The 14,508-nt window shown below is 43.6% G+C and carries 12 protein-coding genes; 3 read left to right on the top strand and 9 right to left on the bottom strand.

What is annotated here, in order from left to right:
• Positions 1–14 precede the first annotated feature (14 nt).
• A complete protein-coding gene (gepA, locus tag OCV56_RS00525) occupies positions 15–2,579 on the top strand; it encodes a phosphodiesterase GepA (protein WP_086711614.1) in 2,565 nt (854 codons plus the stop codon).
• Positions 2,580–2,663: 84 nt separating this feature from the next.
• On the opposite strand, the gene hemN is transcribed toward gepA, so the two are convergent.
• The 5 genes from hemN to OCV56_RS00500 form a co-directional block, all read right to left on the bottom strand.
• Complete coding sequence (gene hemN / locus OCV56_RS00520; RefSeq protein WP_086711611.1) at positions 2,664–4,055, bottom strand: oxygen-independent coproporphyrinogen III oxidase; 1,392 nt, start codon at positions 4,053–4,055, stop codon at positions 2,664–2,666.
• A gap of 330 nt (positions 4,056–4,385) precedes the next feature.
• Positions 4,386–4,874 (bottom strand): DUF2489 domain-containing protein, encoded by a 489-nt coding sequence (locus tag OCV56_RS00515; protein WP_086711608.1) that lies wholly within the window; start codon positions 4,872–4,874, stop codon positions 4,386–4,388.
• A gap of 6 nt (positions 4,875–4,880) precedes the next feature.
• On the bottom strand, positions 4,881–5,438 hold the full coding sequence (yihI, locus tag OCV56_RS00510; RefSeq protein ID WP_086711606.1) for a Der GTPase-activating protein YihI: 558 nt from the start codon (positions 5,436–5,438) through the stop codon (positions 4,881–4,883).
• Positions 5,438–6,076: a class I SAM-dependent methyltransferase gene (locus OCV56_RS00505; RefSeq protein ID WP_086711605.1), complete on the bottom strand. Its 639-nt coding sequence runs from the start codon at positions 6,074–6,076 to the stop codon at positions 5,438–5,440. Before OCV56_RS00505 ends, yihI begins: the two co-directional genes overlap by 1 nt.
• Before the next feature lie 558 nt (positions 6,077–6,634).
• Complete coding sequence (locus OCV56_RS00500; protein ID WP_086711603.1) at positions 6,635–7,252, bottom strand: c-type cytochrome; 618 nt, start codon at positions 7,250–7,252, stop codon at positions 6,635–6,637.
• A gap of 148 nt (positions 7,253–7,400) precedes the next feature.
• Here OCV56_RS00500 and yihA point away from each other — a divergent pair, with 148 nt between their 5' ends.
• Positions 7,401–8,060, top strand: coding sequence for a ribosome biogenesis GTP-binding protein YihA/YsxC (yihA, locus tag OCV56_RS00495; RefSeq protein WP_017631972.1), 660 nt, complete (start codon positions 7,401–7,403; stop codon positions 8,058–8,060).
• Positions 8,061–8,273: 213 nt separating this feature from the next.
• The gene (locus tag OCV56_RS00490; RefSeq protein WP_086711601.1) at positions 8,274–8,873 is read left to right on the top strand and encodes a GTP-binding protein; all 600 of its coding nucleotides are present in this window, start codon (positions 8,274–8,276) and stop codon (positions 8,871–8,873) included.
• A 267-nt stretch (positions 8,874–9,140) separates the two neighbouring features.
• On the opposite strand, the gene OCV56_RS26205 is transcribed toward OCV56_RS00490, so the two are convergent.
• The 4 genes from OCV56_RS26205 to hemB all read right to left on the bottom strand — a co-directional run bounded on the left by OCV56_RS26205 (position 9,141) and on the right by hemB (position 14,431).
• A complete protein-coding gene (locus OCV56_RS26205) occupies positions 9,141–9,188 on the bottom strand; it encodes a hypothetical protein (RefSeq protein ID WP_438356636.1) in 48 nt (15 codons plus the stop codon).
• Between the two features lie 193 nt (positions 9,189–9,381).
• Positions 9,382–12,195 (bottom strand): DNA polymerase I, encoded by a 2,814-nt coding sequence (polA, locus tag OCV56_RS00485; RefSeq protein WP_086711599.1) that lies wholly within the window; start codon positions 12,193–12,195, stop codon positions 9,382–9,384.
• Positions 12,196–12,874: 679 nt separating this feature from the next.
• Entirely contained in the window at positions 12,875–13,309 is a 435-nt protein-coding gene (locus tag OCV56_RS00480; RefSeq protein ID WP_086711597.1) for a GNAT family N-acetyltransferase, read from the bottom strand.
• A gap of 78 nt (positions 13,310–13,387) precedes the next feature.
• Positions 13,388–14,431, bottom strand: a complete 1,044-nt coding sequence (gene hemB, locus OCV56_RS00475; protein WP_086711595.1) for a porphobilinogen synthase — start codon at positions 14,429–14,431, stop codon at positions 13,388–13,390.
• Between the last annotated feature and the right edge of the window lie 77 nt (positions 14,432–14,508).

Raw genomic sequence — 14,508 nt, 5'->3', positions numbered from 1 at the left:
AGTTGTAGCTAAAGATGTCTTTGAAAACACAAATTACCTTGAGAACCGCAGTGGTTCTGCCATTCGTGATGATTTTTCTGTTCACTATGGGCGTAATGGTTTTCACTCAAAAACAAAGCTACCAAGAGATGGTGAGAGATATTAGTGCACGCCAGCTAACATCTCTCACCGATAATGTTCATCAAAGCCTGTCTAATTTTTTAGAAAAACCATTTCACGCAAACCTCTCACTCAGCCATAACATCGGCTACCACCATCTGTATCAAGCAGGAAACCTTAGTAAGGTCCAAGACTATATTTTTTATACGTTTTCAGACCATTTCACTGCAGTACCTCAACTCGATGTAATCGGCTTTGGTTCTGAAGATGGCAATTACGTCGGTTTCCGAAAAGAAGCCAACAAAGGCTACACCTTGATGGTGCAAGACGAGCGCACCAATGATCAGTTAGTCATTTACCGTGGCAGCAAGGTTAGTGAAGACATTCGCTCGGTGATTTCAGGTTACGATCCAAGAATCCGCCCTTGGTACACACCTGTTGCGACAAAGAAAAAGGCAGTATGGTCACCAATTTATGCCAATGCTGACGAACGCCAAGACATCACCTTATCTGCTCTCGCTCCTATCTATGATAATAATGAATTCAAAGCAGTCGTCGTCAGCGACATCAAGATCAATACCTTCAATGCGTTTCTAAAAAAACTCAAAGATAGAACAGATGCCTCTGTTTATATCATCGATAAGCAACAACGCTTGGTCGCGCACTCCGGCGGGGGTAGTGTAGTTTCATGGGGAACAGGGAAAACAAATAAAGGACAACGCTTACTGGCAACAGAGAGTGCTAACCCCGTCATACGTGAAAGTGCCAGTTACGTAGACCAATTCCACCTAATCGATAATTTTGGTGAACAGCGCTTTAGCTTTCACCTAGACAACGAGCGATACTTCAACCAAATAACCCCTTATGAGGATGAACACGGCCTCACGTGGTTTATTGGTGTATCGATTCCAGAGAGCAACCTGCTCGGTGAATTACCAGAAAATCAAAGAAACAGTTGGTTGATCGGACTAGCCCTGAGTTGCATTGGGGTCATTGCAGGATTAATTGCCTTTAATCGCGTGACCCAACCTATTACCTCCACCGCAGACGCAGCAAAGCATCTCGCCAAGGGTGATTGGGACAGCAGCATGCCGAAATCCGGCCATATCTACGAAACCAGTATGTTGGTAGAAGCCTTTAACGAGATGGCCAACAATTTAAAAGCTTCGTTCAAGCAGCTTCAGTCTCAACTTACCTACGACTCGTTGACCAAACTGTACAGCCGTGAAGGCTTTATCGATGCCGCACAAAAAATTACTGACACTAAGCAAGGTACCCTTTACTTAGTAGGTATTGATCGCTTCCGCGATATTAATGACAGCCTAGGCCATTACAATGGCGACCAATTGCTGATCATCTCAGCGGCTCGTTTAAGAGGCATATTGCCATCAGAATATCTATTGGCACGTACTGGTGGTGATGAGTTCGCTATCTACGCCCCTAACGTCACCCAAGAGAATGACGTTCAATTGCTCGCGAATCGCTTATTGCAGACCTTTGCCTCTCCATTTGCCATGGAATCTGAGAGTGTGGTTATCAAAGTCTCAATTGGTGTTGTACATGTCTCTAACGATCAAGATATTACGCTATGGCTTCGTAACAGCAGCATTGCACTAAGTAACGCAAAACAAGACAAAACCAGTGTCAGTATTTACAGCTCAGAGATGGGCAAGGCCTCAAGGCATCGTACTACGATGTTAGCTCGGATGAACAAAGCGATTGAGTTACAACAATTCGAACCCTTTTATCAGCCGATTATCGACCTTGAATCTGGCTCCACCATAGGCGCCGAAGCCTTAGCTCGTTGGATTACAAACGAAGGGATTGTTTCGCCATTGGAGTTTATCCCACTTGCAGAAGAAACTGGGCTTATTAACGACATTGGTAAGCAAATTCTACATAAATCCTGTCGAGATACCGCGATCGCAATAGAGTCAGGAAAGTGGAGTGAAGATTTTTCTATTCACGTTAACCTTTCTGTCGACCAGCTCACTGAAAAAGGCTTCGTTGCTCTTGTCAAAAATACATTGAGTGATACCAAATTACCGGCCAAGAACCTCACGTTAGAGATCACCGAGTCACGTATCATAGATAATGACCCAATCATCATCGATAATATGCTGACTCTAAAGGCACTAGGGATATCAATTGCGATTGATGACTTTGGTACCGGTTATTCGTCATTAGCTTACTTACATAAACTGCCATTTGATTGCCTTAAGATTGATCGAAGCTTTGTCAGCAAACTTGATAAAGAGAACCTAGACAGTTCTATCGTCGCGGCTATCGTTAACATCACCAAGGGCTTCAAAGTGAGCTTAGTGGCAGAAGGCGTTGAAACACAACAACAGGCTGAACTCCTCAAACAACTGCAATGTCCACAGGCACAAGGCTTCTTATACAGTCGCCCAGTTCCGTTTGAGCAATGGCCTACCGACCTCGTCAATACTAAACAAAACACCAAAGAAAGCCTCACCTAAATCAGGCAAAGTATCGAATGAGTCAGATACAAAAATGCCAGCATGATGCTGGCATTTTTTATTGTTCTATTTTCTATCGAGCTATTAGATAACGCGAGAGAATTGCTGCTGGCGAGCCTTCGCACGTAGGTATTTATCAAAGCACATACAGATGTTACGGATCAGCAAGCGGCCACGCAGAGTAACGCGGATTTCTTTATCATCGACTTCAACCAAATCATCGTTGATGAAGGTTTGTAGAAGATCTAAATCTTCTTTGAAGTAGCGATTAAAGTTAACCGAGAACTCAGATTCGATCATCGTCTTATCAAGCTTAAAGTTACAAATAAGCTGCTTGATCACTTCACGACGTAGAAGGTCATCACTATCTAATACCACGCCTTTCCAAAGTGCATGGCGTAGGTCATTCACCTGAGCATAGTACTTCTTCAGCTCTTTTTGGTTTTGTGCGTAAGCATCACCGACCATAGAGATAGCAGAAACACCGAAACCAATTAAGTCAGCTTCACCTTGGGTAGTGTAACCTTGGAAGTTACGATGCAGAATACCTTCACGCTGAGCAACCGCTAGTTCATCTTCAGGTAGAGCGAAGTGATCCATGCCAATGAACTGATAACCAGCACCCGTTAGCGTCTCGATGGTATCTTGTAAGATAGCCATTTTCTCTTTCGCTTCCGGTAGGTCTTCGTCTTTAATCTTACGTTGCGCAGCAAAAAGCTGAGGCATGTGAGCGTAGTTAAATACCGATAAACGACCCGGTTTCATTTCAAGCACTTGCTTCAATGTTTCAGCAAACAAAGCTTGAGTCTGCTTCGGTAGGCCGTAAATCAAGTCAAGGTTAGTTGAGCGGAAACCTAACTCTTTGGCACGCTGAACCATCGCAATGATGAACTCTTCATCTTGCTCACGGTTAACCAGCTTCTGTACTTCTTTATTAAAATCTTGAACACCAATACTCAGACGGTTGAAGCCTTCATTACGCAGGTGATCCAGTACGTCGAGTTCAATCTCACGCGGGTCAACTTCAATACTGATCTCAGCATCAGCCGTAAAGTTAAATTCATCACGCAAAATCATCATCAAGCGAGTGATTTGGGCTTTGGTCAAAAACGTTGGCGTACCACCACCGAAGTGCAATTGAGTCACTTCGCGGCCATTCAATAAAGAGGCGCGTTGGCGGATTTCATGTTCAATCACATCAAGGTACTCATCCGCTTTATGCGAATGACGAGTAATAACTTTATTACAGCCACAGTAGTAACAAAGCTTGTGGCAGAACGGGATATGCACGTAAAGAGAGAGTGGACGCTCAGGATATTGAGTACACGCCATGTCGTAATCAGCGACGGTAAACGCTTCATGAAACTCCAACGCAGTTGGGTATGAGGTGTAACGAGGTCCCGAATAGTTGTACTTGTTTAAGATTTCTTGGTCCCAAACGATTTGCTGATTCGTTGTTACTGGCTTGCTCGACATAGCGGTACTTCCAATTTAGATCCGCGAGAACCTAAGGTCTCTCAAATCATTTTACATACATTAAAATATAGACGGGTTATTTTGCCACACGACCTGTAAGGTCGTTCTAAGACAAAATCAATTTTTCAGACAAAAACTCAGAACTGCTAGCTTGATCACTAACAATGCACCGAAATAAAAAGGTGCAAAAGGTAAGAAGGCTCATTTAACACTATCCATAAAGATAAGGTGTATTAAGAACAATGCGAATTAAAACTATATGTCTCAAAAAAAACGCATCTCAAAAACACCATGTATTAAGCAAGCCTCTATTTAAAATAGTCTTAGCGACTAAATCATCTGAATGTTAATTTGGTTGTTGAGAGGCTTAACCTTCTCTTGCAACCTTTTCAGATCTTCAATGACCGCATCATTCAAGCGAGTCTCTGCCTTATGGCGTGTGAGATTCTGCTGCATGCGTTCTTTCTTCGTCAGTTCCTGCCTTTCATCTCCGCGAGCCATATCTTTGACGATATGGTACAGCTCAGAAAGAGCAGGATACTCAGAATCAAAATCGACACGCTCATCTCCCTGAACATTATCCATAATGATACACACTCGGATACTGATCTCAGGTAAGTCACATTGCCCTTGAATGCCCGCTAAGCACAAAGTATTTACGTTTTCGTAAATCGTCGCGTTACGTTTTTCAATGGCTAGTGCTCGATGCTGCTTTTGCAACTCCGTCTGCTTCTTCACTTGAAGTAGAAGGTAACCTGCGTAAGAGCCCAAGCCGAGAATGATAATTCCACCAGCAATTGCTAATAAGGTTACGTTCATTGGCTATTAACCTTTAAAGTTGTCTAAGTCGAAATCTTCGAATTGAGATAACAAGTCTTCGTCAGAGCTCGCTTTCTTCTTAGATGCAACAGGTGCTTCTTCGAAGATCTCTTCTTCATCGTCTTCTGGCTCTAGTAGACCTAAGCGGCCCATTAGGTGTTCGATACGATCTAGTTTCTCATCAACAAACTTCTGTAGACCAGCACCTAGGTTTTCACCATTCTCGATACGATCTAGTAACGTGTTCAGTTGAGCATCATTCTCAAGCATCTCTAACTCTTGTTCGTTAGATAGCTTGCGCTCTTGTTTCGTCGGCTTCTTCACTGGTTCAATAATCAGTGGGATTTTTTTCTTGCTACCTAAACGTGGGTCGCGAGCTTGTGCAGCTTTACGCTGTTTTGCTTCACTACCATCTGAATGGCGGCTGCCAGACTTAAGGCCTTTACGTTTTTTAACACGCTTACGTTCACGACCTTCAACATCAGATTCACTACGGTTACGAGTAACCATAGGCTCCGGAGCGCCAAGTGCTCCCGGTTTTCTTGATTTCTTACTACGACCCATTACTGCACTTTCCTCAGTAAAATTACATCATTTCCAAAAAATTCTAGTTCGAGCTTATCCCGCTCTGCCAAAAACTGGAATGTTTGACGACTAAAGAAGACGACATGTGTCGGGTCATTCTTATAGTGCCAACCAGCAAACGCATCTACGTCTATTACTAGTTTAGTCATAAGACCAATCCAGCCCTTGGGTTTAACTAAATTCAACCATTGCTGCCACACTTTGTCTGGGTGATAAAGGTGCTCTATCACCTCCGTGGCAGTCATAAAGTCATACGTTTTTTCCAACACAGATGTTTCTGGGTGGTAATAGATATCGTACAACTCCATGGTGTGTCCGGCTTCTTCTAACATAATAGATAGCGTAGGGCCTGGGCCACAACCAAAATCCAACCCTTGTGAGTTAGATGAAATTTTGTCTGTTAGCGGATCCGCGATGCGAGATAAAAAGCGGCGATAGCCTGCATCACTAGGATCGTTCTCATGGAGATCATAGTGTGCTTTTTCTTCTTTTGCTTCTAACCTTTGTTCAGGTTTAACAAATACCAGTTCACATTGCTGACACTGCAGATAGGCTCTGCGTTTGTCTTCAAAATAGTGATTCACGCCTTGGTGATGGCATAAGGGACAAGTATACATAGCACATCCTTAAACAGGGATGCGAAACATACCAGAAACTGAGTTTATAGTGGAGTGGTATTGGGTGTTTTTTCATCAAATCAATAAAAAAAGCGATAGGAAAACCTATCGCTCTCTAAATCTGCCTATATCGGCCAAAATTTGCATACTCAACTTGGTACACAAATCTCCATTTGTTATTGGTGCTTTCCATGCCAAATTTGTTTGTTGTTCATCGTCCTGATGAGTTTTGGCTATCCTTTTCTAACACCTTGTTGCTGGGCTGTCCTAGCCTGATCCGTTTCTGTCTATACCGTTAGACTAGATGATCATCCGTATCTAAGTCAGCTCCTAGCTGATGGCCGTTACTTTACCCGGTTACAAAAAGACTACAAGAGTGCGACTTCACACTTTTGTACACAAATCGATCACACATTGATAAATCAGACATAAGCGCAAAATGCATTAATAAAACCAATACAAAAGAAAACGCCCCGACCATTACTGATCGGGGCGTCTTCTTCAATCTCGCTCGAACGTACATTTCTTCACTCTGGCTAAGAGCGAGAAACCGACAAATTAGTGTAGACCACCAACGTACTTCGATAAGGTATCAATTTCTGCGTCTGTTAACTTTTTAGCTACATCACGCATCATCGCATTCATGTCGTTATTACGGTTACCATCGCGGAATTTTTCAAGTTGAGCCTTGATGTAATCTGCGTGCTGACCTGAAATTTTAGGGAAACCAGAAAGTTCAGTACCATTACCACGTGGACCGTGACAAGCAATACACGCCGTTACGCCGCGTTCTGCGTTACCCGCAGTGTAAAGGACCTTGCCTTCATCTACTACATTCTCAGGAGTAGAGTTACTAGAGATAGGTAGCGATGCGTAGTATGCCGCTAGGTCAGCCATATCTTCTTCAGATAATGGCATCGCCATTGCACCCATTACAGGTTCATAACGACCTTGCTTACCACCACTTGTCATACCTAGCTTAAGCTCTTTTAACTGCTTCTCTAGATACTTCTCATGTTGACCAGCCAGTTTAGGGTACTGAGTGATCAGACTGTTGCCGTCAGCACCGTGGCAGGCAACACATGTTTGTGATTTGGCTTTACCAGCTTCAATACTACCTTGAGCCCATACTGAGCAGCTGGCTAAAAGACTCAAAATTAGCGCTAATTTCTTCATGACATTCCATTATAATTATCAAGCTTCCAGTACCACTCTATGTTGCCACTCATGGTACAATAGGCGACCTTATGCCGAGCACGGTTATTTTACACAAATTCACAAAAAAGTAATCAATCGACTACACAAAGTCGAGATGGAGTTAACAGTGAGCGTAAAAATTCATTATCAAAACACGCATTTCATTACCAGTGCACCTGATATTCGTCATTTACCAGAAGACGAAGGGATCGAAATTGCGTTTGCAGGACGCTCCAATGCTGGTAAATCTAGCGCGCTAAATCGCGTTACAAACCAAAAAAGTTTGGCGAAAACCAGTAAAACACCCGGTCGAACTCAGCTAATCAACCTATTTAAGGTAACGGATGGCTGTCATATCGTCGATTTACCTGGATATGGCTTTGCTCAAGTACCACTTGAGATGAAGAAAAAATGGCAGAAGTCGCTAGGTGAATACCTACAACGACGTGAAAGCCTGAAAGGTTTAGTAGTATTGATGGATATCCGTCACCCAATGAAAGACCTTGACCAACAAATGATCTACTGGGCTATCGATAGCCGCATCCCAGTGCAAGTTTTGTTAACAAAAGCAGACAAACTGAAAAGTGGCGCGCGTAAAGCACAGCTACTGAAAATTCGTAACGATGCGAAATCTTTCGGTGGAGATGTGGCGGTTGATGTCTTTTCTTCAATGAAAGGCATCGGCGTAGACCAGCTGCGTGCCAAGATGGATGAGTGGTTCGCACCAGCGCTTGCAGACCAACTGATCGATGAGTTAGCAGACGAAGAACACAACGATTCAGAGTAATCTCTATATAGAAGGACTAGCTCGCCACGATCAAGTGTTCGCACCTTATCAATACCCTGCCTAAATATAGGTGGGGTATTTTTTTGCCCATAAATTAGCGGGTTAAACTCAAGAACTGAGAATAAAAGGCAAGATAAACCCGTTACAAGCAATAGAAGTGAACCATACTAAAAAACACATCTAAATAATCAGAACAATGAGAAAGGAATACTCATGTGGAAAACACCATTGGCCATCATTGCACTTATGTTGGTCTCACTGACAGGATTTGCTTCTGAAGCAGAACAAGAACAAGCCCCACTGATCAATGTCGATATGACCTTAGACCTAGATGGCATGGAAAAGTACGCTCAGGAAGCAAACGAGTCACTCGAGGTGATATCACAATCGTTGCAAGCCATCGTCAATAATCCTAACCTCAGCGACGACCAACAGCTGGCTCTTAATCAAACGGTTGAAAGCATCAACAAGCTCGCAGACACAACCAAGACCTCGCTCAATCAACTACCACAAGCCTTAGACCAATCACGCGTCGCCTTTAAGCAGACAAGCCAAACGCTGCTCGATGATATCCAAACCAAAGTCATCATCGCGTTGGTTGCCGTTGTAGGTGTAATTATTATCGCCCTAACCGCTATTTACCTGCTAATCCTCAAACCCATGCAACAAACCTTGGTTAAAGCGACCAACAATATCTCTTCGATGGCGCAATCCATCCAGATCACCGCCGAAGCACTGAAATACAGCACCGAGAAACAACAAAAAATCATGGACTACATTGAGCATTCACCGACTCAATACACTGATAAATAAGGTGTAAGCCATCAATCCTTTATCGATCACTTGTAAAATAAAAGTTATTTCAAGTGATAAAACAATCAACTTATAAACGGATTTAAATTACCAAAAGCTGATCAAACTCCAGTTCTAAAGTAAATCAGGGGGTTATCACTGTGCTTGAGAAAGTGAAATAAAAGGTACTAAAAAATGAGGAGTTCTACGGGGAAATGGTAGGTTGGAAATATTTTTCTTTCGCACAAGAAAAAACGCCCCAGTCAAATACTGACTGGGGCGGCTGAATCAGCCTAATCCAATAACGTGAAACAAAAGGTCTGAAAGATAGAACATCTTACCTCTGTACCCTACGAGATTTAATGTACAACAATTGCTCAGAAATGAAAACAATTTTTGTAGTTTTTTTTCATGAATGTTTTATTTAAACACCTAAAACCTTTTCATGACTCAACTTTATTTGAGACAAAAAAAAGCCAGTGTTTGTGCACTGGCTCATACTAATTTACTTAATAAGGTCAAAAACTGATTAGTGGGCTTGATCCCAGTTGTCACCATGGCCAGCTTCCGCCACAAGCGGCACTTCTAGCTCTGCAGCTGATTCCATCAATTCTTGTACTTTACTTTCAATTTCGGCTAAAGCTGACTCTTCGACTTCAAATACCAATTCATCGTGTACTTGCATAAGCAGTTTCACACGGCCATCGCCTTCCGCTTGAATCCATTCATCAACCAATAGCATCGCTTTCTTGATAATGTCTGCTGCTGTACCTTGCATTGGTGCATTGATCGCCGCACGTTCAGCTGCCTTACGACGCATGCCATTACGAGATTGAATTTCAGGAAGGTGCAGACGACGGCCATAAATGGTTTCGACGAAACCTTGCTCTGAAGCCGCACTACGCGTGTCTTCCATATACTGCATCACTCCAGGGTAACGCTCGAAGTAAGTATCCATGTAGTGCTGTGCTTCGCCACGAGGAATACCCAATTGCTTAGCCAAGCCAAAGGCACTCATGCCGTAGATAAGACCGAAGTTAACGGCTTTAGCTCGACGACGCTGCTCAGTCGTTACTTGCTCAATATCAACACCAATGATCTCAGCAGCCGTTGCCGCGTGGATATCTTTGCCTTGTTGGAATGCTTCCAGAAGCGCTTTATCACCCGATAGGTGCGCCATGATACGCAATTCAATTTGAGAGTAATCGACCGCTAAAATCTTCCAACCATGTTGTGCAACGAATGCTTGGCGGATACGACGACCTTCTTCATTACGAATTGGGATGTTCTGTAGATTTGGATCCGTCGAAGACAAACGACCCGTTGCTGTCACCGCTTGGTGATAAGACGTATGAACACGGCCCGTTTCAGCATTGATCATCTTCGGCAGCTTATCTGTGTAGGTAGACTTCAGTTTCGCAAGGCCACGATACTCAATGATCAACTTAGGTAATGGGTAATCAAGCGCCAGTTCTTGCAGCACTTCTTCGTTGGTTGAAGGTGCACCTGATGGCGTTTTCTTGATAACAGGCAGACCCATTTTCTCAAACAGAATCGCTTGCAACTGTTTTGGCGAGTTCATGTTGAACTCTTGCTCTGCAATCTCGTAGGCTTTCTGTTCTAGCTCATCCAAACGAACCGCAATCTCTTGCGATTGAGCGCCTAACAACATGTCATCGATGAATACGCCAGTGCGTTCAATGCGAGACATCACTGGAATCAGCGGTACTTCGATCTCTTCATAAATCGCTTTTAGCTTTTCATCTTGCTCGATGTTTTCCATTAAACGGTTATGAAGACGTAGTGTCACATCTGCATCTTCTGCAGCGTATGGAGACGCCTCACCCAGCTCAATCTGGTTGAAAGTAAGCTGCTTCTTACCTTTACCTGCAATCTGCTCGAATGAGATGCAGCTGTGCTGTAGGAAGCGCAGCGCTAGGCTATCCATATCATGCTTACCGCCAACGCTATTGAAAACGTAAGACGCTAGCATGGTGTCGTGCTTGATGCCTTTCATCTCGATACCGTAGCGCGCTAAAACGCTCATATCGTACTTCAGGTTCTGACCAACTTTAGCTTGTGATTCATCTTCAAGAATTGGCTTAAGCTGTTCTAGTACCCAATCGCGATCCAGCTGTTGCGGTGCATCTAGGTAGTCGTGAGCAACCGGTACGTAAGCGGCAACGCCTTCTTCAGTTGCGAATGACAGGCCTACGAGATTCGCAACCATGTAATCTAGGCTGTCTGTCTCAGTATCGAAAGCAAACACTTCAGACGCTTTCAGTTTTTCTAGCCAAACATTGAATGACGCTTCATCGAGGATGGTTTCGTAGTTGCTGCGATCAATCGTCACGGCAGACGTATTCATCTCAACAGTCGACGTTGTTGCAGAAGCGCTGCTGCGTACTGACCCAGCTCCCGCTGCGGCAGATTTCTCATCCGCTTCAACCACACCACTACCGCCTTCAAGTAGCTCGTTTAGCCAAGATTTGAAGACCAGTTGACCGTATAGCTTAATCAGCTCATCCGTATTTGGCTGCGCTTTTACTAATGACTCAGGCGTCTCTTCAAGCTCAACATCCAGTTTGATTGTTGCAAGCTCATAAGACATCTCAGCGTTGTCTTTATTATCAATCAGCTTCTTAGCCATAGTTTTTGAACCACGGAAGCCAAGAGCGGCAATATCATCAAGGTTTTGATACAGCTTTTCGATGCTACCAATACCTTGCAACAAAGCCGTCGCTGTCTTATCACCGACACCCGGAACACCTGGGATGTTATCGACTTTATCGCCCATCAGCGCAAGGTAATCGATAATAAGCTCTGGCGGGATGCCAAACTTCTCAATCACGCCTTCACGATCCATTACCACGTTGGTCATGGTGTTGATCAGAGTAACGTTGTCATCAACAAGCTGCGCCATATCTTTATCGCCAGTACTAATAAGCACAGGCATACCCATCGCAGAAGCTTGAGAAGCAAGCGTACCGATCACATCATCCGCTTCAACACCGGGAATAGAGATAAGTGGCAAACCCATCGCACGAATCACATTGTGCAAAGGCTCGATCTGGCAACGAAGATCATCAGGCATAGGTGGACGGTTTGCCTTGTACTCTGGGTACATGTCATCACGGAACGTCTTTCCTTTCGCATCAAAAATTACCGCAATACGGTCAGAAGCAAATTGACGCATCATGCTGCGCAGCATGTTAACTACACCGTAAACAGCGTTGGTTGGGATATCACCATTGCTCATTGTGCCAGGGTAAGCATGGAACGCGCGATATAGGTAAGAAGAGCCATCAATCAGAATCAATGGATTATCAGGAATACGAGCCATAATGTTTGTGTATCCAGTAAGTACAGAAATTATCTGTTAAGAATGCCACGTCTGTTAGTTGGATTCCACGTTGTCGATCTGTATCCGTTCACTCGGTTGTGTTCGTTATAATCGATTTGTTGTTATTTTTTGTTCTTAGACGCAAGCGTTCTGTGGATAACTCTGTTTATATTATTTATCCACCCTGTTGAGAACTAAGGTGAACAACTCAAAAAACACAAATAAATACATGAAAATAAAGAATATTTTTACAGATCGAACAGATGATCAACGATCTTTTCTCGATCTTGCGTTGTGGAAAAGAATGCTGATGGCGTTTTATTCATAAAAATACGTGCTACTAAATATGCATCTTGTTGAAATGCTAGGTATAAAAAAAGCGACACCCGAAGATGTCGCCTAGCAAAAACTGGTAAAGCCATTCAAATTGAATACCACAGCTTTACCTAAAAGCTATAAATTACACTGGAAGCAATGTGAGCAATGTCGTGTCAAAAAGAACTTAGTACAAGTTCGCGAGAATTCTGTTGGGTAACCAAGTAGATACTTGAGTACTTAACATCCTTGTGAACATTTCCTCATTCCCTAAGACGAAGTTAATAATAATGATTCTCATTTAATAGTCAACACTTAAATGATAATAAATCTCATTTAATTTATATTCCCTTAACTGTTGTGCTCAAATTTGCTTCAAAAAATGAATTCTATGGTCATTAATGTGTTCTTTTTCTTCTAATTTTTCGATTAGATAACCGTTCCTCAATAACAGTCGCAACATTGCGGGGAACTGGTTACGAGACTTAACCTTTAACAACTTGTATCCCTGTTGTTGTACCCACTGCTCCTGAGCATCTAATTGCGCCTGTGCAACGCCTTTGTTCCTCGCGAGCGGTGATACACCACCAAACCAGCTGTAAAAGGTGTGTTTATCCATTTCGTAGCCGATCTTAAAACCGAGCAACACGCCAGCTTCTTCAGCCACTAAGATAAGGCTCTTTTTCCCTGTCAGTCGCTCTGAAAGAGAAGCGACACTCTCTTTTTTAGCGAATTCAGAGATCTGCTCGACAACAGAGACCACCTCTTCTAACGAACCTTCACGTACGACAACTGACATCTTATCTATCCTTTATAAACGAAAGGGCTGGCACAACGGCCAACCCTTTTACTGATCACTTAAGTGAGTTCTGCGCGGTTACTTTTCCTTTAAGTGCTCTGCTGCTTGTGCATTGTCTTCTGCAAGCCACTCAGCAACATCTTTAGCAAAGTAAGTAAGAATTCCGTCAGCACCAGCTCGCTTAAAGCACAGCAATGATTCCATTACGGTTTCACGCTCTTTCAGCCAACCGTTTTGAATCGCCGCTTTATGCATCGCATACTCACCAGACACTTGGTATGCAAATGTCGGCGCTTGAAGTTCATGCTTAACACGGCGCACGATGTCTAGGTAAGGCATGCCAGGCTTAACCATCACCATATCCGCACCTTCATTAAGATCCATGGCTACTTCGTGAATCGCTTCATCGCTGTTCGCAGGATCCATCTGGTAGTTCTTCTTGTTACCACCTTTCAGGTTCGAAGCACTGCCGACTGCATCGCGGAATGGACCGTAGTAGCACGATGCGTATTTCGCAGAGTACGCCATGATTTGAGTATGAATGTAACCCGCTTCTTCTAGCGCTTCACGGATCTTACCAATACGACCATCCATCATATCTGATGGTGCAACCACATCTGCACCCGCTTCAGCGTGTGATAATGCTTGCTTGATCAAGACTTCTGTCGTCTCGTCATTCATCACGTAACCATCTTCATCGATGATGCCGTCTTGGCCATGAGTGGTGAATGGGTCTAGTGCTACGTCAGTAATAACGCCCATGTTTGGCACATGCTCTTTTAGTAAACGTACAGCGCGCTGCACCAAACCTTCTGAGTTATGAGCTTCAGCTGCGCATAAACTTTTAGCATCTTGGTTCACTACTGGAAATAGAGCAATCGCAGGAACACCCAGTTTTGACAGGTAATCTGCTTCCTCAAGCATGTAATCGATAGACAAGCGTTCTACACCTGGCATTGACTCGACAGGCTCGCGACGGTCTTTACCCATCAGGATAAACATTGGGTAGATTAGATCATCCACAGACAATTGATTTTCTGCCATTAGGCGACGGCTAAAGTCGTGCTTACGCATACGGCGCATACGGCGACCTGGGAATTGACCTTGAATTGAAACAGACACTAGATTCTCCTTGCCTAGTCTAAGTACCGAAATACTTAGATATGAAAAGTGCTAAATACAGGCAAAAGCATATCACT

Origin of the sequence: Vibrio gigantis (assembly GCF_024347515.1) — a bacterium.
GTDB classification, from domain to species: Bacteria; Pseudomonadota; Gammaproteobacteria; order Enterobacterales; family Vibrionaceae; genus Vibrio; species Vibrio gigantis.
Note: the sequence above shows the minus strand (reverse complement) of the source record. Positions and strands in the feature narration are given on the sequence as shown.

Bases quoted from the DNA above. Each gene is read 5' to 3' on its own strand.
- OCV56_RS00480 (WP_086711597.1), bottom strand. From the start codon at position 13,309: ATGTCAGTTGTCGTACGTGAAGGTTCGTTAGAAGAGGTGGTCTCTGTT.
- hemN (WP_086711611.1), bottom strand. From the start codon at position 4,055: ATGTCGAGCAAGCCAGTAACAACGAATCAGCAAATCGTTTGGGACCAA.
- polA (WP_086711599.1), bottom strand. From the start codon at position 12,195: ATGGCTCGTATTCCTGATAATCCATTGATTCTGATTGATGGCTCTTCT.
- yihI (WP_086711606.1), bottom strand. From the start codon at position 5,438: ATGGGTCGTAGTAAGAAATCAAGAAAACCGGGAGCACTTGGCGCTCCG.
- OCV56_RS00500 (WP_086711603.1), bottom strand. From the start codon at position 7,252: ATGAAGAAATTAGCGCTAATTTTGAGTCTTTTAGCCAGCTGCTCAGTA.
- OCV56_RS00490 (WP_086711601.1), top strand. From the start codon at position 8,274: ATGTGGAAAACACCATTGGCCATCATTGCACTTATGTTGGTCTCACTG.
- gepA (WP_086711614.1), top strand. From the start codon at position 15: ATGTCTTTGAAAACACAAATTACCTTGAGAACCGCAGTGGTTCTGCCA.
- OCV56_RS00505 (WP_086711605.1), bottom strand. From the start codon at position 6,076: ATGTATACTTGTCCCTTATGCCATCACCAAGGCGTGAATCACTATTTT.
- OCV56_RS00515 (WP_086711608.1), bottom strand. From the start codon at position 4,874: ATGAACGTAACCTTATTAGCAATTGCTGGTGGAATTATCATTCTCGGC.